Source organism: Komagataeibacter melomenusus, from assembly GCF_013155395.1.
In the GTDB taxonomy this organism is placed as follows: domain Bacteria; phylum Pseudomonadota; class Alphaproteobacteria; order Acetobacterales; family Acetobacteraceae; genus Komagataeibacter; species Komagataeibacter melomenusus.
Genome location: NZ_JABJWC010000043.1, coordinates 1 through 22,122 on the forward strand (window position 1 = coordinate 1; position 22,122 = coordinate 22,122).

General features: G+C 55.8%; 18 protein-coding genes and 2 riboswitches. Of the genes, 8 read left to right on the plus strand and 10 right to left on the minus strand.

Annotated features, from left to right (window positions below; genetic code table 11):
* The coding region (locus HNW77_RS13870) for a transposase (RefSeq protein WP_146044241.1) at positions 1-115 on the plus strand (115 nt) is incomplete at its 5' end.
* A gap of 426 nt (positions 116-541) precedes the next feature.
* Positions 542-775: riboswitch (cobalamin riboswitch) on the minus strand.
* A gap of 148 nt (positions 776-923) precedes the next feature.
* Here HNW77_RS13870 and HNW77_RS13875 read toward each other — a convergent pair.
* A complete protein-coding gene (locus HNW77_RS13875; RefSeq protein WP_083824371.1) occupies positions 924-2,561 on the minus strand; it encodes a carbohydrate porin in 1,638 nt (545 codons plus the stop codon).
* Positions 2,562-2,717: 156 nt separating this feature from the next.
* A riboswitch (cobalamin riboswitch) is annotated at positions 2,718-2,949 on the minus strand.
* A 329-nt stretch (positions 2,950-3,278) separates the two neighbouring features.
* Here HNW77_RS13875 and HNW77_RS13880 point away from each other — a divergent pair.
* Positions 3,279-3,491, plus strand: a complete 213-nt coding sequence (locus HNW77_RS13880; protein WP_010518378.1) for a CbtB domain-containing protein — start codon at positions 3,279-3,281, stop codon at positions 3,489-3,491.
* The gene (locus HNW77_RS13885; protein WP_237701064.1) at positions 3,454-4,287 is read left to right on the plus strand and encodes a CbtA family protein; all 834 of its coding nucleotides are present in this window, start codon (positions 3,454-3,456) and stop codon (positions 4,285-4,287) included. The genes HNW77_RS13880 and HNW77_RS13885 overlap by 38 nt, the downstream gene beginning before the upstream one ends.
* A 514-nt stretch (positions 4,288-4,801) precedes the next feature.
* On the opposite strand, the gene HNW77_RS13890 is transcribed toward HNW77_RS13885, so the two are convergent.
* Positions 4,802-5,389, minus strand: coding sequence for a DUF1826 domain-containing protein (locus HNW77_RS13890; protein ID WP_039998454.1), 588 nt, complete (start codon positions 5,387-5,389; stop codon positions 4,802-4,804).
* A 67-nt stretch (positions 5,390-5,456) separates the two neighbouring features.
* Between HNW77_RS13890 and HNW77_RS13895 the strand changes: the two genes are divergently transcribed.
* Positions 5,457-6,689 carry a GTP-binding protein gene (locus HNW77_RS13895; RefSeq protein ID WP_007396807.1) on the plus strand — a complete coding sequence of 411 codons (1,233 nt, stop codon included), beginning with the start codon at positions 5,457-5,459 and terminating at the stop codon, positions 6,687-6,689.
* A 135-nt stretch (positions 6,690-6,824) separates the two neighbouring features.
* On the opposite strand, the gene HNW77_RS13900 is transcribed toward HNW77_RS13895, so the two are convergent.
* The 5 genes from HNW77_RS13900 to HNW77_RS13920 all read right to left on the minus strand — a co-directional run bounded on the left by HNW77_RS13900 (position 6,825) and on the right by HNW77_RS13920 (position 13,132).
* Positions 6,825-8,011, minus strand: a protein-coding gene (locus HNW77_RS13900; RefSeq protein ID WP_118963845.1) for an IS3 family transposase whose coding sequence is annotated in 2 segments (ribosomal slippage) — positions 6,825-7,753 and positions 7,753-8,011 — 1,188 coding nt in all. Because the reading frame shifts where the segments join, the coding sequence is not laid out codon by codon here.
* 477 nt (positions 8,012-8,488) lie between these two features.
* Positions 8,489-10,594 (minus strand): AAA family ATPase, encoded by a 2,106-nt coding sequence (locus HNW77_RS13905; RefSeq protein WP_039998455.1) that lies wholly within the window; start codon positions 10,592-10,594, stop codon positions 8,489-8,491.
* A gap of 470 nt (positions 10,595-11,064) precedes the next feature.
* Complete coding sequence (locus tag HNW77_RS13910; RefSeq protein ID WP_039998456.1) at positions 11,065-12,066, minus strand: zinc-binding dehydrogenase; 1,002 nt, start codon at positions 12,064-12,066, stop codon at positions 11,065-11,067.
* Entirely contained in the window at positions 12,066-12,581 is a 516-nt protein-coding gene (locus HNW77_RS13915) for a GNAT family N-acetyltransferase (RefSeq protein ID WP_039998457.1), read from the minus strand. Before HNW77_RS13915 ends, HNW77_RS13910 begins: the two co-directional genes overlap by 1 nt.
* Entirely contained in the window at positions 12,578-13,132 is a 555-nt protein-coding gene (locus HNW77_RS13920) for a TetR/AcrR family transcriptional regulator (RefSeq protein WP_007396814.1), read from the minus strand. The genes HNW77_RS13915 and HNW77_RS13920 overlap by 4 nt, the downstream gene beginning before the upstream one ends.
* Before the next feature lie 110 nt (positions 13,133-13,242).
* Between HNW77_RS13920 and HNW77_RS13925 the strand changes: the two genes are divergently transcribed.
* Positions 13,243-13,848 (plus strand): glutathione S-transferase family protein, encoded by a 606-nt coding sequence (locus tag HNW77_RS13925; protein WP_007396815.1) that lies wholly within the window; start codon positions 13,243-13,245, stop codon positions 13,846-13,848.
* 78 nt (positions 13,849-13,926) lie between these two features.
* Here the strand turns inward: HNW77_RS13925 and HNW77_RS13930 are convergent, their stop codons facing one another.
* The 3 genes from HNW77_RS13930 to HNW77_RS13940 form a co-directional block, all read right to left on the minus strand.
* Positions 13,927-16,992: an efflux RND transporter permease subunit gene (locus tag HNW77_RS13930; protein WP_007396816.1), complete on the minus strand. Its 3,066-nt coding sequence runs from the start codon at positions 16,990-16,992 to the stop codon at positions 13,927-13,929.
* Positions 16,989-17,987 carry an efflux RND transporter periplasmic adaptor subunit gene (locus tag HNW77_RS13935; protein WP_007396817.1) on the minus strand — a complete coding sequence of 333 codons (999 nt, stop codon included), beginning with the start codon at positions 17,985-17,987 and terminating at the stop codon, positions 16,989-16,991. The genes HNW77_RS13930 and HNW77_RS13935 overlap by 4 nt, the downstream gene beginning before the upstream one ends.
* 195 nt (positions 17,988-18,182) lie before the next feature.
* Positions 18,183-18,791 carry a TetR/AcrR family transcriptional regulator gene (locus HNW77_RS13940; RefSeq protein ID WP_007396818.1) on the minus strand — a complete coding sequence of 203 codons (609 nt, stop codon included), beginning with the start codon at positions 18,789-18,791 and terminating at the stop codon, positions 18,183-18,185.
* Positions 18,792-18,909: 118 nt separating this feature from the next.
* On the opposite strand from HNW77_RS13940, the gene HNW77_RS13945 reads away from it, so the two are divergent.
* The 3 genes from HNW77_RS13945 (at position 18,910) to HNW77_RS13955 (ending at position 22,122) form a co-directional block, all read left to right on the plus strand.
* Positions 18,910-20,424 carry an efflux transporter outer membrane subunit gene (locus HNW77_RS13945; protein ID WP_230975727.1) on the plus strand — a complete coding sequence of 505 codons (1,515 nt, stop codon included), beginning with the start codon at positions 18,910-18,912 and terminating at the stop codon, positions 20,422-20,424.
* On the plus strand, positions 20,421-21,038 hold the full coding sequence (locus HNW77_RS13950; protein WP_007396820.1) for a hypothetical protein: 618 nt from the start codon (positions 20,421-20,423) through the stop codon (positions 21,036-21,038). Before HNW77_RS13945 ends, HNW77_RS13950 begins: the two co-directional genes overlap by 4 nt.
* A gap of 163 nt (positions 21,039-21,201) precedes the next feature.
* Complete coding sequence (locus tag HNW77_RS13955; protein ID WP_007396821.1) at positions 21,202-22,122, plus strand: LysR family transcriptional regulator; 921 nt, start codon at positions 21,202-21,204, stop codon at positions 22,120-22,122.

The window sequence follows — 22,122 nt, forward strand, 5'->3', positions numbered from 1 at the left end:
CCTCTGGGCTCGCCTCAAGGAGTGGCGCGCTGTCGCAACCAGATATGAAAAAACAGCAACGTCGTTCCTCGCGGTCATCCACATCGCTGCCGCAGCAGACTGGATCAAGCCCTAACAGGCCCTAGAAGCACAGGCACAGTCGCGATCCCGCGTTGCCATGCATCAACAAATGCATCGCGGACAGGATTGCTGCATAAGTGGAAGAACGTCTGATCTGTCAGTTCGGGCATGCGCTTCCTGCCGCACTGAGGAGCCTTCCCCACACCCACCATCTGTGCTGTCTGCCACACGCGATGCCAGTCATCCGGGCAGGAATTGGACGCTACATGCGAGACGCCTGTGCGCCGCTGCAAAGCGGTCAATGCGGGGGTATCAAAACCCGAGAGACCAAGCGTCCCGGTCAGTAGCATGAGGGTTCACCGCAGGTCTGCGCATCATCATGCCAGTTTGTAATTGTGGAAGTGCCGTGTCGTTCAGCGACAGGCAAGCCTATGCAGTGCTGCAAAGCCGTGCTCCTGCCTCCGGTTCATCCCGCCCGGCGGCCGTGAGATCGACAGTGGCAGGTCTCCTGGCTCACGGATTATCGCAGATCGTGTCTACCTTCCCGTTGCTGACACAACAGTGGCCCATTCCCCTCAGAAAATGGACGACACGACCCCATACCGCTTACAGTTGCGGGAGCAGCCACCGACTGGCTTCCGGGACGGACCCTGCCGAAGCGGAACGGTGTTCCCTTTTCATCCGTTTGCACGGAACCACTGACTATATAGAAGGCGAATATGCCACCACCTTCCACTTTTCAGCAATGTTTTCCTTTCAATGCTGATCAGACGGCCAAGTACACTCTACGTCTTATCATATTCATACGTTTTATATGATTTAACAATAATATAAATTAGTACTTTCTGTTCGTGTATTTATACTTAAAAAGTAATGCTGCTGTGCAGGCCGAAAATCGCTTCGTCACCTACGCGGCGCAAACCGGTCCAATCCGGCGCGCCGCCCGAAGGGTGCCATACGTACTGAAAATCAGGCTGCATGACCATCCACGGCGTAACCTGCGCCTGATAGGTCAGTTCAAGATGGTTTTCATTGCCCTGCACAAGCGTCTGACTGTCGCGGTCAAATTGCCGCAGGCCGGAACTGGCGCGACCAATGCCCCAGCCCAGACCGATCGTGTCGTTATCGCGCCCCTTAAACGGCGCCTTAAGATTCAGGCCGGCGTCAATAGCGAAGCTGATCTGGTTACGATCACCGCCATTACCCGTGGCGCGTACGAACACGCCCACCGAGCGGGCCGATGTGAGCGACGGCCGCCAGATCATCTGGTCGATGATACCATACACCATCCAGTTACCCCGGTCCCAGCGCGGGGTCAGGTCACTTTGTGGCGTGGCAGCAGTGGCGTTGGCCACTGCTGCTCCTAACGAACCGCCATTGCGGTTGTAACGATAGTCGGCGAACTTCGCGGTATCATAGAACCCGCCCAGCTTGTACACGCCCGGCAGGCCAGGATTCTTGGTCACGTTCGACATGTCGGCCGGCTGCGGGTTGAGCGCGTATTGCAGTTCGGTCATCAGCAGGGCACCGGTGCCCATGTTGAAATTGGTGCCGTTGGCGCCATCATAGGTCTGGCTGGTGGGATCGGAATTATAGCCACTGATGGAGCCGGTAGCCTGCTGGATGGGGGTAGAATTATAGCGGTTACCCGGCGGATTGTCGTCCGCTGCGGCAAACATGAAGGTGAACTTCTCGCTCGGCCGGTAGCGGATCCGGATGGCGGGAGACGACAGCGGCCAGGACGGCCCGCCGCCATACAGGTTGACCGAGGGCGCCATGGGCCAGCCGAAATTGGCGTTGAGGTAAAGCGAGGCGTAATCGCTGATCAGGAACTCGGTATCAAGATCCTGCTGGCCGATCTTTACGTCCAGCTTGCCGCCAAGGAAAGACTGCTGGTACCATAGTTCGAACAGGCGGGTGGAACGGTCAGCCTCAAATCCGCTGACAGGGTTGAAATTGGCCAGATGGTCCTGCGAGATCGAGCGCCCGCGTGTCTGCAGTGCGCTGACATTGAACAGCCCGCCCTTCAGCCCGAACAGTTTCTCGGTATCGACGGTCAGCGTGGGCATGGTTACACCGTCGTAGGACGGGCCGGTGCCTGATCCGCCTGCACCATCATTACCAGAAGCCGAACCGCCAGTCCCGTTGCCCCAGAGTTCATCGACTTCCTGGATGTCGAAGCTGATGCCGTGCTTGTACATCCATGACCGCGCGCCCCACATATTGCCTAGCAGGTTACCACTGGTGTCGAGTTTATCGTCACCAGCCGCCTTCTCCGCAGCATCGGCTTGCGCGCGCTCCGAATCACGTATGGTTGCTGGGTCGATCTGCTCAACCAGCGGAGTGGAGTTGCCAAGGCGCGCCCGATCTTCCTCGATCTGGGTCTGAGGAGCCTGAGCATAAGCGGCTGAGTATGCGAAGAGGCTTCCTACCAGAGTGGAATTGATAAAAAGCACACGAGCCGAGCGTCGCGTAACGCCCGGAGAGTCAAGAAATGTCATGGAGGGAGCCTGTCGGGGAAGCGTCGGTAAAAGGAGCAACAATTCCGAATGCAGTCATTTCCCGACTGGGAAACAAACACGCATGCCATCGCGACAGAGCGTCAAAGAAGAAAATGCATCACGCCTTGATCCGCCTCCGGCTCCACCCGCCCGGCGACATATCTGAACTCGACGGTAGGTCTCCTGACTCACGGGTCACCACGTTGCATCCGCCTTCCCAACCGAAGTCAGTGGCTGCTACCCAATCTGGTAGCTGAGGACACAATGCTCGCCGTCTACAGTTGCGGGGGCAGCTGTCGACTGAACTCCCGGGGAAATTGCCCCAGCCAGAGTTATACGACATTCCCTTTTCACCCGTTCGCACGGGACCGTCGACTTGATAGACAGTGTTATAAAATTCTTATCCCCAAAAAGGCAAGACAGGATAATTAGAGAAATCCCTTCCTGATGGATATTGACCGCCTGCGCTTCGGCGTTTCACCTGCAGCCGTGGCAGTTCATGTCAAATTATGTCAGGCTATGCTCTTTTAGGAGTTTTAGATTAAGGGAGAGTAGATTATACCCCTGCAGGCCATAAACGCGGAAGCCGGTGAGATCCCGGCACGGTTGCGCCACTGTAAGCAGGTGTAGAACACAATTTTCTACCCGAAAGTCAGACCCGCGCATGGCTCCGTTCCGAGCGAAACAGGACGCATTTTTCCTGAGGAGTCGTATAAAATGTCTGATACTGCAATAGGTTCCCACGCTATCCCCTCTCCCGCGCCTATTCCCGTCAGGGAGATAGCGCCGTGGTTGGTTTTCGGCTTGCTGATGCTGCTGGCCCTTTATTTTGTCGGCGCAGAGGAAGGGGCGACATCAATTATTCCTGGCATGTATGTGCACGAGTGGGTGCATGACAGTCGCCATCTTCTGGGTTTCCCCTGCCACTGACATGGAAAACAGAATGATGGTCCGCACCCTACTTATTCGCGGAATGCTCGTCGGTTTTCTGGCCGGCATTCTGGTATTCAGTTTCGCAAAAGTTTTTGGAGAACCTCAGGTCGATCATGCCATTGCATTTGAATCTGCCATGGACGAGGCTAAAGCCAAGGCAGATCTGGAGCGAGGCATCCATGATGTTGAAGAGCCGGAACTTGTAAGCCGGAAACTTCAAGCCAGTTACGGATTGCTCACAGGTGTAATGGTTTACTCGACAGCGTTTGGCGGGCTTTTCGCTCTTGTATTTTCTTATGCAAATGGGCGCATGAAAAGCACAGACCCTCGTGTTGTGTCTGTTCTGCTGGCGATAACCGGGATTATTGCCGTATATGTGGTGCCAAGCATCAAGTATCCTGCCAACCCGCCATCCGTAGGAAACCCGGATACAATTGGCATGCGGACAGAATTGTATTTTATAATGATGCTGGTCTCCCTACTGGGGATGATCGCAGCCACAATGCTTCAGGGACGCTTACGTCAGCAATATAATGCATGGACGGCAACCTATCTTGCAGGCGCGTGTTATATTCTGATTGTCTTTACAACAGGCGAGTTACTTCCTGCGGTTAATGAAGTCCCCTCTAATTTCCCTGCTGATTTGCTCTGGAATTTCAGGATTGATTCCTTAGGCATGCAGATCATCATGTGGACCACACTGGGTCTGGGTTTCGGTGCCTTTACTGAATATGCAAATCGAAACCGGTTTGGATATCGTAATGGCGCTAACATTCAGCTTAATGCCCATTAAAATGGCTTGAAGTTAAAAACGTGAGAACTGGCGTTGACTTGAAGTCACGCCAGATACTCAATGAAAATTACGAGATTTTTCCGCGATATTTATGGGAAACTCGCCAATATCCATCACAACGTACTGTTTTCGGTTGCCGATTTCCCCATGCGCCAACAGGCATAGGAAAGGGCGAAAATTTCGCGACCAGATGGTGCCCTTCCCTTTTCTTTCCACAAGCAGTCCAAAAACCAGCATCTGCCCTGACAGAACTACAGACTAATATTAAGCCCGACAATAATATCACGCGTCGCTGTTTCGTGCCCCAGTGTCATGGACACTATGCCCGCCACCTTCATATCGGCGCTACGCCACAGTTCATCGTTCCAAACAAAGGAGCGATCGGCCCATGCTGATACGATTTAACCATGACTCGGGCTGTCCATCACACCGACAGTTCGCCCTGCTGTCGGGTAAGAGCGTTGGCGATCATAGCCGAAAGCAACCTGAATGCTACGGCGTTAAGGCGTCATTGTCATCCCATGCCACACGCGTCCGGATGGTCAAGGGTCAGAAGCAGGCGCGTAACAGGAACCGGGAGATCCGAGATGGGCGGCGAACGGTGAAGCACGGCCCCTTTTGTTGACCAGCCGGGATATAACCGCCCTTTCAGCAGGGTGATCCAGCCCGCTGGCGTTTCATGGATGGTGTCGCTGTCAGCGTATTTCCACTGAACGCCGGGGCCAGTGTAGGTGCACAGGCAGCGCAGTGGAACATGGTCAACATGAAAGCGGCGGCAACTGTCGTGACTGACCTTTTCCAGCCGGAAGCGGATTTCGGGTGTGCCTGACAGGCGCTTGTAACGGCGGGCAAGGCGCAGGGCGTCTTCAGCCAGCGCCTGCGTGCCTGCCGGCAGGAGCGCCTGCAACGCGCTTTCAAGCATTTCAATGGTGCCACGCCTGAGAAACAGCGCCGGGCCGTGCGCATTCCATAATGCCGCAGCCTGCATGATATCCTGCCCCAGGTGACGTTCCTGCTGAACGATGAAACAGTCGTGCCTGTCAATATTCTGGAACGGCATCAGGATGGTAGAAAACGGACGGGTCGGACAGGACTGTCTCATGTCAGGGCCTTTAGGGATTGTTATATTATAACATTGCATATAAGTTCGGCGGATCGCAACCCAATGGATGGTGTCCGTCATGCGCGAAAGACTTCCGGTAACGGTTCTTTCCGGCTTTCTGGGAGCTGGAAAGACAACGCTTCTCAACCATGTGCTCAATAATCGCGAGGGCCGGAAAGTCGCTGTTATTGTCAATGACATGAGCGACGTGAACATTGACGCCGACCTGGTGCGCGACGGCAGTGACCTGTCCCGAACAAATGAAACGCTGGTCGAGATGAGCAATGGCTGCATCTGCTGCACGTTGCGCGATGACCTGCTGCACGAAGTACGGCGGCTCGCCGAAGAAGGCCGCTTCGATTACCTTCTGATTGAATCGACAGGGATTGCCGAACCACTTCCGGTTGCAGCAACATTCGAGTTTCGTGACGAAGCGGGCGAGAGCCTGTCCGACATTGCGCGGCTCGATACGATGGTCACGGTGGTGGATGCCGTCAACCTGCTGAAGGATTACGCCTCAACGGACTTCCTGCGCGACCGGGGCGAGACGGCAGGCGATAGGGATGACAGGGCACTGGTTGACCTGCTGGTCGAACAGATCGAGTTTGCCGATGTGGTGGTGCTGAACAAGATCTCGACCGCCACAGCGGCGCAGCGCGAGGCCGCGCGGCAGGTCATTCAAGCTCTGAATGCCGATGCGGATATTATCGAAACCGATCAGGGCATCGTGCCCTGCGCACGCATTCTGGATACGCACCGCTTCGATTATGACCGGGCGCACAAACACCCGCTCTGGTACAAGGAACTGTTCGAATTCCACGACCATGTTCCCGAGACCGAGGAATATGGCATCCACACTTTCGTCTGGCGTGCCCGCCGCCCGCTGGTGCCCGAATGCTTCAAGGCCTTTATCGACTCTTCCTGGCCGGGCGTGATCCGGGCGAAGGGCCATTTCTGGCTAGCAACCCGCCCGGACTGGGTGGGCGAACTGGGACAGGCGGGCGCACTGGTGCGCACCCAGGCCATGGGGCGCTGGTGGGTGACGATACCCAAAAACCAGTGGCCGGACAGTGATGAATGGCGCGACCTGATCCTGTCGAAATGGGACCCGGTTTATGGTGACCGTCGGCAGGAGATCGTATTTATCGGCACGGCAGAAATGGATGATGCCGCCATTGCCGCGGTGCTGGATGCCTGCCTTGTGCCCGACTTCGATGAGCAGCAGTTCGATCCGTTGCTGTTTGCCCATCTGCCTGACCCATTCCCCGCCTGGGGGCAGGGAGAAATGGCGGATGCGTAAGGTGACGGAAGATAACGAACGGACATTACGCCACGAGATGTGGCGGCGGTATGCAGGCAATGACTGGGCCGCCTTTGAGGTGGTCCCGTCCGTTCGGACAGTTTTGCGGGCTTGATAAGCTATACCCGGTTGTTGTTATGCCGCCCTTCTGACGGCGTTGCTGTTGGCCATCTGGTCCGGGGTTAACCCCGGACCAGATGGCGTCGGCACGTCATGATACGCCTCATCGGGCGTTCGTCCAGCCAGCGCCGTATGCGGACGCCTTTCGTTATAATGGGCGATCCATCTGCCAAGCCCGGCCCTCAGCTCTGATCCGGTCTCGAACGCGTACAGGTAGACGCATTCGTATTTCAGCGACCGCCACAGACGCTCGATGAACACGTTGTCCAGCCAGCGACCGCGCCCATCCATGCTGATGCGGATCTGACGCTCTTCCAGTATCCCGCTGAAACGGGGTGTCGTAAATTGCGACCCCTGGTCAGTATTGAAAATGTCCGGGGCGCCATAGCGCATGAGGGCATCCTGTAGCGCCTCGATACAGAACTCCACGTCCATCGTGTTCGACAGACGCCAGGACAGGACCTTGCGCGTGAACCAGTCCATGATCGCCACGAGATAGAGAAATCCCCGTTTCATGGGAATATATGTGATATCGGAACACCAGACCTGGTCAGGCCGATTGATGACCAGATCCCGTAGCAGATATGGATATTTCCGATGCTCCGGATGGGGCACGGTCGTGCGCGGCTTCTGGTAGATCGCCCGCAGGCCCATGATCGCCATGAGCCGCCGGACCCGCTTGCGGCCCACTTCATGTCCCTGGCGGCGCAGATGCCATGTCATCTGCCGTGAGCCATAATACGGCGTTTCCAGGAACTGGGCGTCGATCAGCCGCATCAGCTCCAGATTGGCTTCGCTCTGTGGCACAGGCCGATAGTAGACGCCCGACCGGTTGAGTTGCAGCAGCGTGCATTGCCGGATTATCGGCAGGCATGCTCTCTTCGGGTCAATCATCTGCCGCCTCTGATCACGCCCAACCGAGCAGAGGCATCGCGTAAAAAATCCCGTTCCACGAGAAGTTCGCCTATCTTCGCGTGCAGTTTCTCCACGTCAGCTGGGCTGACCGGGGGCTCAGCCACCGTCTTCCCGGAAAAGGTCGCCGCCATCCCCTCGATCGCCTGCCGTTTCCACTGGGCGATCATCGTCTGATGTACCCCATGTTTCGAAGCCAGTTCCGCCAGCGTCAGTTCCCCACGGATCGCCTCCAGCGCAACCCGTGACTTGAACTCTGCCGCATACCTCTTCCGCGTAACCTTGCCCATAAAACCCGTCCTCGTTCAGGCCAGATGATAGCTTATCGCCCTGTCCGAAAAATGGGGACCACCTCTGGGCTTCTAACGCGTATACTGAATCAATAGGCTGACGCTTGGCTGGTTCATGAGTAAATGCCGGCTTTCAGAAAGTCTCATGGGTTATTTGAACGACCGGAATGAGGTGAAAACGTTCACGAGGGTCGTCATGTGAATGTCCAGTTTTACTGATCACCCTACATGAAGCTGACGTTCCGCTCCCCCCCCCCCCGGAACTGCCTGTCCGCTCAAGGAATGTGAAGCGGACAGGGGGCAGACGCCCTCATCTCGGTCATGTATGCCGTCGAAGAGCCGCCCCCGCAGCGGACATGAGCATCAAGATCTTTCGCGACCAAGTTTTGGCGAAAGCAGACTGGCAGCTAATGGGCAGACTCACCCAGATGCGGACACCAGCCACGACTTCCAGTTCCGTTTACTCGCTCATGCTATTTATTGAGCACGGGTTGGCGCGAGCATTCGCTCACACTCCGCCACAATATACTCCGGGATAATCTCGAATTTATGGGGGTTGAGCTGCATCACGTACTCGTTTTCAATGTGGTAAGCCTCATTGATGAACTTGCGTATGACATTATCATCATGTTCAGCATTGATGATGCGAAATAGCTGAATCTTTTCGTAGCCAACTGTCGTAGCGTGAAATTTCGCTCTAATGGCATCCACGTTGGTGACTTCGGACACGAGGGCGTCATAGTCAAAATCGGGAATGAAGGCCTCCCTGATATTAGACTCTGCCGTGTTCTTTTCTTCAGCAGTCATGTCACGATTAGCGGTGCCAGACTGAATGGTTGGCGTTTCCCGCCCCTTGAACAGGCTTGCCAGCAGATTGTATTCCAACTCAGTATCGCCATGCAGCTCGTAGTGGCGGCGCAGATAAATGGCTTTGCAAATGCTGTCATTGAGGGCAGCGACATTGTCGGCGCAGATCTTCGAGAACGTTTGTATGTCATGCCGTTCGATCGGCACTTCGCATACGACGCCTGCCCGAGATGAAAGGAAGCTGGCAGATGGCGAGGCGCCTTGGAAAATCGCACTGGTGCTTTTGATCACGTCGATCGCAGGCTCGATATCGTGGGTGAGCATAAGTGTTGTTCGCCCGCGCAAACTGGCTTTTCCACGAAAAAGCTCATGTAATATGGCGAACTTTTTATTCTTGTCGAACGATGAGATCGGGTCGTCCAGGACAACCAGGTCAGGCTTTTCGCTCAGCACCTGATACATGAACAGGACCAACGCGAAGGCATTCTTCTCACCGTAGCTCAGGTGTCGCGTGGCAGCTTCGATATGATTGGCGAGATCCTGGTGAACTAGCTTCATCTTGTAAGAGTCAGGCTCAGGCACAATCTCGACGGTGTATTTGTAGCCGGCTGATTTTAAAAAGGCATTTATGCTCGACTGGTTCTCATCGATGGCCTTTTTGATGCGGGCCTTATGTCGATTGATCTTACCTTTTAGGTTTCCGACTTTGGCGATCAGCCCGTCGAGCTGCTGATTGATGGGGTCAACAGTCTTTCGCGTTTCCTCGGAATCGAGCTTGTCCATTAACCCCAGGTCGATTTTTAAGGGCGTCAGTCTATCGGCTACTTCTTCGACGTCCCGCAAAGAGAAGAATGACATAGTGCGGAGGCCTTCAAGCTTTTCTATGAGGGCATCTATGTCTGCCTTAAGCCCCGTAAGAAAGCTGTTCTCCTGGGCTGTGAGTTCGACCTTGGCTTTTGTGACTTTATCAAGATTTTCACGACATCTTTCGCTAAAATAACTACCTAGCCTATTGATGATGGCACGCAGGGCGCTGAGATGACCAACGGCGGTAGCATCGTATTCCTTCTCAACTGCAAGAGCCGCATCCTTGCTTCCAGCTTGGTCGAGTGGTGAAGCGCAGTAAGGGCACGCGTCCCCTAATTGCAAAAATTCATTTCCCTTGATCTGCCAGTTGACCCACTTGGCAGGCTCCTGGCTCTTGATAAACGTCTCAAACGGCTTGAGCGCCGCCGGAATGTTTTCAAGTTTGTTGCCTGAGCCAAAAGCCTTATGGATCTTACTTGACTTGGGTATCGCGCCAGTTTTGCTTGGCTTGCCGAATGCGTCGCGCAGCTCCTTCAAGTCCGATATTACCTGACCAATTTTCTGATTGTCGGAGAACGCCTGCCGAATACCAGCCAGCAGTTCGTCGATCTCTGCCATTTCCGCCAGATACTCAGGCGTTCTAATGAAAACCTCGAAGCTGTTCTTTAGTACTTCGTCTTTCTGAAACACAAATTGCTGGATGTAATCGTCATCGAAAACGAGCGCTGACTTCAGCTCATCAATGCCTTCGACCTGAGGAGAGGGCGCTCCCGATTTTCCGCGCCCCTTAAACTGGGCAAGATTCTCCAGTCTGCCGTCAGCACGAATTTTGCTAACGATAGCGCGCGCAATCGTGCTTTTGCCGATCCCGTTTGGGCCATACTTAATGTTGAGGGCGCCTTCCCTCAATCCGATTTCAGCACGGTCTACGCTATTGCAGTTTGTGATTAGGACGGCGATATCCGGCATGTTGTCTCCCCTATTTAGATCTGGATGTAATATGCAATATATTTTGGCGCCGTCTAAGTGACTTAAACACACTGGTCTCAGAAACTCGTCCGCAGGCTAGTTGGTCCACACATTGCTCGCCAAGGATACCGTTGATTCGCCGACTCAAATTAGGAATCTATGGCCGCCTGAAATGCCGAAATGGGGCGCGCGACGTGCCACCGTTCCCTGTGCCGCATATGTCCGCTTCTGGACGATTGCTTTGGTCACGGCAATGACCGCCATGCGCGCACAGTGGCAGCCACATGTCGTCGAGTGAACGGCAGGAAACATTATCTGAGCGCTCCAAAGCGGACAGGCCGGATTCCCCCCCCGTTGCTGCCATTAGTCTACGCTTCGAAACCCCTGACAGCCCGAAGTCAGTCATCACACAGTTTGGAAACTCTACTCGCGCGCGTCACTGAGGGCACGGGCACGCTGGTATTACGGCTTCAAGCCTCAATGCGCACGAGAATCTTTTTCCCCTTGATGCGCCCGTGCTTCAGGGCGGAGAGGCTTGCCGGCAGGTCATCGAACGCGGTGACTATATGCGGCTGGAGGCCGAGGGCACCAATCCGCACAGCGTCGAGCAACTGCGCTCCGGCCTGGCGCCACTCCCGCCAGTTCTCCGCCGTCGCATGGCCGTGCGCGCTGTTCAGCGCGACTTCATGCAGGGACAGCGCCGTCGTGAACGGCGGCAGAGGCGGTGATTCCAGCCGATCCTGAATGCAGACCAGATGTCCGTTATACCCCACCAGTGGCGCCAGACCGCGTGCATACGCCCCGCTCGTGGTGTCGAATACAGCAAAGAGGCGGCGCGGCCCGAGTGCTACGGTCAATTGCGCACGCCAGCGCTCATCGCGATAATCGAACGTACCGGCAACGCCCAACGCAAGCAGCCGTTTGTGATGAGCCGGCGACGCGGTCGCCCAGACACGCCAGTTCCGACGCAATGCCAGTTGCACCAGGATCAGCGACACAGCGCCGCCAGCCCCGGTCACCAGTACATCCCGGTTCGGCATATCCGGTACCTTGGCGAGCGCCTGCCACGCCGTCAGCCCCGGACACGGAATTCCGGCGGCGCTCTCGTCGCTGACACCGTCGGGAATAACGAGCGCACAATCGGCATCCACGATCGTATATTCCGCGAAGCTACCCGGTTTGCCGATCCCCTGATGATATGCGATCCGCGTTCCCAGGGGGATACTCACGCCGTCGCCGACCTCCGCGACGATTCCGACACCGTCCACGCCCGGCACATGCCCCGGCCTCCATCCGTCGGGACTGGCGGCAATGACTTTCCAGTCAACGGGATTGAGCGCGATCATGGTATTCCGCACGACGATCTCACCCGGTCCTGGAGACACGAAGGCCCGGTCCACCAGTTGAAGCTGTTCGGGCTCGCCCGGCGCGTGCCAGCTCCAGGCACGGTATGTCGTTACGGAAGCGTCCATCACCGATCGTCCCTCTTGCGCTGTAAAAGCAGCGTCTGCTCCGCTCGGAAACAAGCGCTGCCTTTCAGAAAATATCCGCATTTCTCCGCGACCCTGCACGACGTCGCGTGTTCCGGTGCGATGATACAGACCGTGCGATCCACGCCGCGCCCGTCCATCCATGCCAATGCAGCCTGAAGGGCTTCGGTCGCAAATCCCTTGCCATGCGCCCAGCGCGCCAGAACCCAGCCGGCTTCCGGCGCAGCGTCCAGAGATGGCTCGATATCGCGCTTCCAATCGGCGAAGCCGACATCGCCGACATAGCGCCCATCCGCTTTCGTGCGGACACACCAGTATCCATAACCCAGAAGATCCCACAGGCCCCGATAGCGAAGAAGGCGAAACCAGCACTCCTGTTCCGACGATGGAACACAGCTGATGTGTCGAACGACATCCGGATCGCTCCACATCGTATGTAGATCGTGGAAATCCGTCATCTGATGAAGCGAGAGACACAATCTTTTGGTTTCGATCACAGTGGTCTCCCTTCCCGATCACCAATACACAGGGCACGTTCCACAGCATGCCGGAGCGGTTCCATGTCGCCCTCGGTCGTGATCCAGAGCGTTGCCCCTTCGAGTTGCGCGAGTGTATCCGTCGCGACGGATACCGGTTCAGAAACTTCCCCGGCGTCCAGAATCCCGGCCATCGCATCGCGCAATCGTGCGAAAAACGTCCGCACCGCGTCCCGAGCGTCCGGTGTCTGCGCCGTCACGCCATACGCGAGATGCAATCCCACGCAGCGCCCTCGTGCCTCGAACGTCTCCGCGATCCTCCCGATCAGCATCCGCCAGGCAGCACGCCAGTCCCCCGCTGGATCCGGAAGATCGACCAGCGTATCGTCGAGAGTCAGGGCCAGCACTGCTGGCACCAGCGATTCCTTCGACGGAAAGCGCGTGTAGAGGCTTTGCGGACGCAGACCCACGCGATCGGCCAGATCGCGCATGGATGCCCCTTCGTAGCCATATTCGCGAAACAGTTCGCGGGCTTCGACAACGATCTGGTGGATAGGAACGGGTTCTCTCATTTCGCCTTTGACTCACGAACAGTCGTTCGTCACACTAGAGCCCATGGTGCTGCCGGGCAAGCTCCGTCTGTCTCCTGCCCTCTTAATTTCCAACCACAGGACACTCCGTGATGCTTCTCTATGATCTGGACGTCTCCGGAAACTGCTACAAGATCCGGCTTTTCGCGGCCCTGACCGATACGAAGCTGGATCTCGTTCCGGTCGATCTCGCAGCAGGTGAGAACCATGATCCGGATTTCCGGAAACTGAACCCGTTCGGGGAAGTCCCGGTTCTGGTGGATGGTGACTTCACACTTCGGGACTCTCAGGCCATCTTGGTTTACCTTGCCGCCCGGCTGGCGGACCGCGCTTGGTGGCCTGAAGACGCCATGTCACAGGCCACCATCACGCAATGGCTTTCAGTGGCGTCGAGCGAGGTGCGCAACGGCCCCAACGCCGCCCGTCTGATCCGGAAATTCGGGTATCCCCTCGATATGGGCACTGCCATGCGCTGGACCGACAAACTCCTGCCGGTGCTTAATGCGCATGTCGAGACACAGGACTGGTTTGCGCTCCGCCGGCCTACAATTGCCGACTGCGCTCTCTTTCCCTACCTTGCACTAGCACCCGAAGGCGGTATCAGCCTTACCCCCTACCCGGCTCTTATGCGCTGGCTCGATCGCGTCCGCGATCTACCGGGTTTTATCCCCGTACCGGGTCTCTACGGAGATTGCTGAGACATGAAGGCAGTTCCTGCCGTTTTGAGGTCATATCACAGCAATATGTGCAGAAAGCAAAGATCTAAGCGGGAAATATCAGCCATGTTCGGCATGAATCGTCCCCAATGACTTCCTCGGCCAGAGAGTATATAACGCTGGCAGAAAAAGGAGTGTCAGCACGGTACCGGCGGCAGTTCCGCCAATCAGAGTAAATGCCAGTGCTCCCCAAAAAATCGACTCAGTCAGTGGAATGAATGCCAGGACTGCCGCCAGGGCCGTCAGGATGACAGGGCGTGCCCGTTGTACCGTGGCTTCGACAACTGCATCGGAAAACTCCATGCCGTCTGCCAGATTAGTGTGGATCTGACCAATCAGAATCAGCGTATTGCGCATCAGGATGCCTGAAAGACCGATGAGACCAAGGATCGCATTAAACCCGAAGGGCTGGTGAAACAGGAGAAGCGTGGGAACCATTCCGATGAGGCCGAGAGGTGCCGTCAGAAAGACCATCGTCATCGCCGATAGAGATCGGGTTTCGACAACGATAACCCCGAGCATGAGCAGAATCATGATCGGAAAAATCGGTGCCATTGCTGCGTTGGCCTTCGCGGACTCTTCGGTATTACCTCCCGTTTCAATACGATACCCTTCTGGAAGGGTCGTTCGCAAAGGCTGCAGCACTTTGTCCAGTCGCGCGGCGACCTCGGGCGGCTGAAGCTGATCATTGATATCCGCCTGCACGGTCATCGTCGGAATGCGATCTCGCCGCCACAGAACAGGCTCTTCGCTGCGATATTCCAGCATGCCGATCTGCCGCAGCGGGATACGACGGCCGTCACCGGCAATGATATCCTGATCGAGAAGCCGGGCCGGGTCTGCACGAGACTGGCCGTCGGAGCGCACGATCAGATCAACCGACCGAATATCCTTGGTAGCCTGGGCCGCGCTTATGCCCTGCAACATAAATCGGGTTTGACGCGAGACAGTGTCAGGTGAGAGACTCAACTGCGCCAGCCTGCTCTGATTCATCACGAAATGCAGGGATGGCTGTTTTTCTCCCCAGTCGGTATTCACCTGCCGCGTCTCGGGATCGGCCCGGACAATATCGCTGACCTGCTGAGCGATATGACTTACTGTTTGGGCGTCCGGCCCCATGACGCGGTACATGATCGGAAAATGCGTATAAGGACCAAAGACGAACTCGGTCGCACGCACCCTGGCCTCTGGCGCCAGGCCCTTCGCGACTTCCTGGCGCAAGCTATCGCGCAGCCTGTCTCTCTGCTTCGCGTTTGCGGTCATAATAACGATTTTTGCAAATGCCGGATCAGGCAGTTCCGGATTATACGCCAGAAAGAACCGGGGAGCGCCCCCACCGATATAGCTTGTGACGCTGAGAGTTTCAGGCTGCTTCTGTAGCCAGTCACTGACTTTCCTTGCTGCTTCGGCCGTGCTTTCGATGGGTGCTCCTTTCGGCATTATTACTTCTGCCAGCAGCTCCGGTCGATCCGAACTGGGAAAAAACTGCTGCCGCACAAATCCCATACCGACAAACGCCAGCACGAACAGGCAGACCACGCCTGCACAGACGGCCTTATTATGAGTTATTACGCTGCGGACCAGCCGCCTGAAACGCTCATACCGTGCGGATTGATACGGTGGCTGCGCATGTGCTGCCCGGAGATCAGGCAGAAATTTGACACCCAGATAAGGCGTAAAAATAACGGCGACAAACCATGACGTGATGAGAGCGAACGCGACGATCCAGAAGATGTTTCCTGCGTATTCACCTGCGGCTGATTGTGCAAAACCGATAGGTGTAAAACCAATGATCGTCACGAGTGTTCCCGCGAGCATCGGTGCCGCCGTGTGAGACCATGCGTAGGACGCGGCCGCAATACGGTTCATGCCCTCCTCAAGCTTCACGACCATCATTTCAATAGCAATGATCGCGTCATCGACAAGAAGTCCAAGTGAGATGATCAGGGCGCCAAGCGTGATCCGATCGAGCGCGCGCCCCGTTACAAGCATGAGGATCATGACGATTGCCAGCGTCAGAGGCACGGCAGCTGCCACAACGAGACCCACACGAAAGCCGAGGCTGATAAAGCTGACCAACATGACGACGCTCAACGCCACGAAGAATTTCAACATGAACTCGCCGACGGCCGCGTGAATATTTTGCGCCTGATTAACGATCCGCGTGAGCGTAATCCCGACCGGCAGGCTCCGGTTGATCCCATCTTCAGCATGAGACAGCGCAGCACCGAGCTTCAGGCCATTCCAGCCAGGCCGCATGACAACATTGAGAACCAGGCTGGACTGGTTGTTATGACGGGTCAGAAAATCCGGTGGTTCCTCATAACCTGTGTGGACCGCCGCGATATCACCCAGTCGAACAGTCCGGCCCCCCACACTGATCGTTGTGTTTCCGATAATGTCCGGTCGCGACAGTGGTTGCCGCGTACGAACATAAATCCGACTGGCACTGGTTTCGACAAAACCCCCATCTACAACATCATTCCGTTCCTGAAGCGTCTGGATAACGTCCGTTACGCTCAGGCCGAGTTCCGCCAGCTTCGAGTGTGAGAGATCGATATACAGCCGCTCCGGCTGCTCCCCGACAATCGCTACTTTTTGGACCCCTGGCACATGCAGAAGCTTCTCTCTCACGGTCTCCGCAGCACGGGTCACCAAGAAGAGCGGAACATCCCTGCCTTCAAGGGTATAAACCGTGAAGACCACGTCGGAATATTCGTCGTTGACGAAGGGGCCAATAGCACCTCGTGGAAGCACATGCGCGCTGTCCCCCAGTTTCTTCCTCGCCTGATAGAACTCCTCCGGCACGGCAGATGGAGGTGTATTGTCCTTGAGGGTGAGCATCATGACCGCCATGCCGGGGCGTGCCATTGTTTCCACCCGGTCATACCAGGTCAGCTCCTGCAAGCGCTTTTCCAGCGGATCGGCAACCAGATCCTGTACCTCCTCTGCTGTAGCGCCTGGCCATAGAACAGTAGCTGTCAGCGTCTTGACGGTAAAACTTGGTTCCTCTGCACGGCCGAGTGCAAAGAAAGCATAGGCACCGGATAGGGCGAGCGCGACGATCAGGAACAGCGTGATCGCCTGTTCCCTAACCGCCCATGCCGAGAGATTGAACGCCTTCATTGCATCTGCGCCTGGTCAGGCGCGATCGTCACAACTTCCCCCGCATGGAGGTCATGGACACCAGCAGCGACCACCTGTAATTCGCCGGAAGCACGCAGGTCGCGCATTCTCTGATCGGGCATTATAACAGCCGCGCTGCCTTCAACACGCCGGAGAGGCACCGGGTGAAACGCGACCTTCTTGTTAGATGGTTCGATGATCCATACGCCCGGTGCGCTTCCCATATCGAAAAGAGCAGAAAGAGGAACGACCATATCGTCGGACAGTGACGATGTCAGCGTAACAGTGAGCGTCTGTCCGATCCGTAAGTTCGTCGGAAAATTCGGGATGATGTACCGTGCGTTCACCGTTCTCGTTGCAGTATCTTCAATAGCGGCGATCTGGCGGAGCGACGCGGCGCGCGTGATGATCTGATCGCTCTTTGCATCTGAAACGATCGCTGAAGAGCCGATAGGAAGATTCATGTCTTCGGGGAGATCAACCGACGCCTCCAGAGGACCGGCTGATGCGAAGGTCAGGACCTGTTGGCCTGCCGATACAACATTACCGGCCTCGGCAAAAACGGAAAGCACCGTACCGTCATGGTCGGCCCTCAAAACCGTATAGTCGTCCCGGTCAGTCGCGATCCTGCGATTGGCGTCCGCCGCCATGAGTTGTGCGTGGAGACTTTCGGCACGACTGCGTATTCCATCGTAGAAAGACTTCGACACGGCGCCCGTCTGATCCAGACCCCGATAACGACGTTCGTCAGCCGCTGCATTCTCCCAGGCCGCACGCAAGGATGCCGCATTAGCGCTCTGGCTGGTCACGTCATGCGCAAGATCGGTTCTGTCGAGGGTCATCAGTACATCACCGCGATGTACGACCTGACCCTCGTCGACCTTCCGGGAAACTATTTTCCCCGCAACACGAAAGGCAAGCGTGGGCTGCACGCGTGCTGCGACGACAGCGGGATATATCGGGGACGAAGAGGTCGTGCTGCCGGGAACAATCACAAGGACGGCACGCGGAGCCGTGCGCGGATCTGACGGCGTATGCCTATTGCAACCAACTACGGGCATGAGGAGCAATATGCCCAGCCACTTCCCGAAAAACCGTCTTCTTGGCGGCATTCAAATTGCTCCCTCGATACATCGTGGGAGCCATCTTCGCCGCGAGTGATTATATTGTCAATTCGTCACTTATTAATTCTATACTGAAAGGCTCCTCAGCACCAGGCCGGCCAGGAGAGAGGCATCCTCAATAAGGGTATTATGATTGAACTCGAGAAGCACGGGATGTCTGACAGGCTGGAGTGCAAGGACCACTCCACGGCAGGCTTCTTCTAGTGGAGTCTTGCGCTCAAACTCTCCTGCGTCCCTGCCATCGGCAATCACCGATCTGACGTGTGACAGCAATTCCGCGTCGAAGTCGGCGGCCGTCGACCAGCCTTCTTCCAGAGCCGCGAGCACAATGTCGTGCATTTTCCGGTCATTGAACAGAAGGTCGATTCCGTCACGGGCAAGGGTCAGAAAGATGAGGCGAAGCCTCTCCGACGCTGGTTTGCCGGAGCCCATGGCATCCTTGACGTCCGCCATCACCCGCTCGTGACACTGGCGACAGATCTCTTCGCCGATAGCCCGTTTGGAATCAAAGAACTTGTAGATATATGCAGTCGAGAGACCGATCGCCTTGGCAAGGTCAGCGACAGTCGTTTTCTTGTATCCATAGTGGCGGAAATGCTCATTGGCGGCATCGAGAATCTGCTCCCGCCGCTCATGGTCTATCGGGCCTCTCTGACCTTTGCCTGCTGACTGCATCCGAACCTCACGTCGAAAAAGGGAACACTTAATTCATACGTTGAGCTACTCACGTTGACAATGAGTGACGATTTATGGAACACGTCATACGCCACACTCCATGCGGCTGCACCAATTCATGACAGAGGTTCCCCAGGTGATTCAGAACCGTACCCTGAAGGAAGGAACGCGTTGCCTTATTTACCCAGGGGCGAGACGCCGCCCCGCCGCAGCCATTATTCGACAGTCGGTATTCGCCGCAGTGATGTCATGCCTGACGGCATGCGCTGTCGGTCCGAACTATCGGACACCACAAATATCGCTTATCCCGTTCCACAATGTCAGCAAAACAGCGTTCTCGATATCTTCCTCGGAGAACGCGGTTTCTTGGTGGAAATCATTTCATGATACAGAACTCGATAAAATTGAGTCCCGAGTGCTTACCCAGAATCTTGATCTGAAGGCAGCCTATGCGAGAGTGCTTCAGGGACGGGCAATCGCGCGCTCAGCAGCCGCACAGATGTTACCAACTCTCGATTTTTCCCCTCAGGTTTCGGCGACAAGATTGTCCGAAGAAGGACTCATCGGTCACATTGTTCGGGAAATTCCACACTTCAATCGGGATTATCGCGAGTACAACGTCGGTGGGGTGGCAAGTTGGGAACTGGACATCGCCGGCGGTTTGAGAAGAGCACACGAAGCCGCACGGGATGAGTTTCAGGCTGCTGAGGCAGAAGGTGATGGTACGAGACTGAGCCTCGCGGCCGAGGCTGCCGATACATACCTCCGCATCCGGGGCGATCAGGCCCGGCTACGCATAGCCAGGGATGTTTTCACCTCCAACCAGAAGATGATGGACCTTATCCGGCAGCGTCGCAGTCGAAATGTTGCCGACGACCGGGAATTGTCCTCTGCTACAGTAGTCGTCGAGGCCGCCCGGCAAAACATGATCGATATAGAAAAAGATGAGGAAACGCAGTCAAACCGACTTGATGTCCTGATGGGAACACAGCCCGGAACATACGCTGTAGAACTCAGGATTTATGCTGAATTACCCGCTGTTCCCGCACCATCCGCGAATGCGCAGCCTCTGGAAGTTCTCCGGCGTCGGCCCGATGTTATCGCCTCGGAAAGAAGACTGGCAGCAAGCAACGCCCGCATCGGCGAGGCTCTGGCAAATTATTATCCAAAAATATCTCTTCAGGGCGCGCTAGGTTTCGAAAGTATGAGCCCGCAACAGCTATTCACTGCGCCTGGATTCCAGCCGACTGCGACAGGAGCATTACGATGGCGCATTTTCGATTTCGGAAAAATATCCAGCGATGTCTCCCGTGCTCGTGGTAGTTACGCAGAGGCGCTCGCCAGCTATCAGGCCACCATGTTACGCGCAGCAGAAGATGTAGAAGATGCATTCTTTCATCTTTCCCAGACACGGCAAGCGATCGCGTCACAAATGCATAATGTTGAAGCGTTGCACCATGCTGCGGCTCTCACATGGCAGTCCTATACAGCGGGCACTCTGGCTCTAAATGATGCCCTTCAAGCAAACATCACCTTATTGAACGCGCAGGATCGACTGGCATCCATGCGGGCAGAAGAGGATCGCGCCGCAGTTGAATGCTTTCGCGCACTTGGGGGAGGCTGGCAGTCGTGAATATTACCGATCGCATCATGAATGTTCTTATCCGGCGCGGCGAAACTCTCACAACGTCATCCGATCTCGATCAAGTGTCGCCTGAATATGATTTCAAAGAACAACATGCAATCAAGGTCAGAAGCGATCAGAACTCATTGTTCAAAATCGCTTTGGCATTCAAGCTGAGGGACGACCCTCTTATCCGTTTCTTCCTTTCGCTACGCTTTCCGGCGCGACGTCTGAAAGCATCTGATGCAACGGATATGTTTGATTTTGAAGATTTTATCGTCCTTCGCGAAATTCCCTCCAAAGAAATCATACGCGGCCTTTTAGGCACATTCGATTCTTCGAATACATCTCCTGTGATGCGATCCCCCTCTGATTTTATCCATTTTACTCGGCCCGGTTTCTATAAAGTGTTTGTATCAATTATGGTAACGTCAATTACAAAAGGCGAGTGCCTCCTAACTACAGAAACGCGAATAAAATGCACAGATAGAAAAACAAAGCGGCTATTTCTTCCCTATTGGATATGCATCCGGTGGGTAAGTGGTATTTTACGGCTACGAATGCTAAATCACATCAAGAAAATTTCTGAACAGGGCGGAGACATTAATGTCTCCGCAAGATGAGTTTTATCAGCGTCATTTTATTTAGCTATGTTTTCGGAGGCGTAACAACACCCAATCACAGGATAAAACTGCCATGTTTATTCTGCCCATCTATGCTCGTTTTATACAATTAACGGACAATACGGTTTTGAAACCATGCCGTGGCAAGATGGTGTGACGGGCCATGCGGCGCCCACCGTTCGATCTGTGGCAACTCCTATGCGTGCGGGCAATCGCCGAGCAAGGCAGTATCCACGGCGCGGCACGTTTCCTGAACACCCGGCAATCGGCCGTCAGCCGCTCCCTGCACAACCTCGAAGAGCGGCTGAATGTCAGGCTGTTCACCCGCTCCCCGGCCGGTGCTACCCCGACAGCCTTCGGTGAAGAATTTATCCTCTGGACCCAGATGATCCTGGATAACGTGGCTGGCATGAACGCCCGCGCTCGGCGGACGGGCAAGGGCGAGAATGGCCAGATCTCCATCGGCATCCAGACCTGCGTCCTGCCTGGACGCCTCTCGGCCTTCACGGCGGAGTTCCGTGCTACGCATCCCGATATCATCTTTCGCTATTCCGAGGGCACAGGCAAGAGACTGGTGCGTCGGCTCCAGCGCGGACAGATCGATTTCGCGGTCGTCACACGTCGCAATCTGACGCCAGTCCTGCGCGTCATGCCCCTTTGGAGCGACCGCATCGTGGCGGCGCTCTCCACCGATCACCCTCTGGCGACACGACGGGAAATCTCATGGCAAGATCTGCGTCATGAAACATTCCTGATCGGACGTGATAATGCCGGTCATGATTTCAAGGAACTTATCCGGCGAAAACTCGGTGAAACCGATATCCATCCCAGAATCCGTCATCATGATATCGGCAGCAATCGGGTTGTCGCACTCGTCCAGAACAAGGAAGGCATCGCGCTACTTCCGGCCTCGTGGCTGCCGCTGATCCGCGATCAGCATGGCCACGACATCGCGATCATAGAAATCCGTGACGCAGGCGGTTCCTCCCATCTGGAATTCGGCATTGTCTGGCGGCCCGACAATGAGAATCCCTGCGCCCAGAGCTTCGCCCGATATATCGAAGCCCATCAGCCGTGGCCGTGA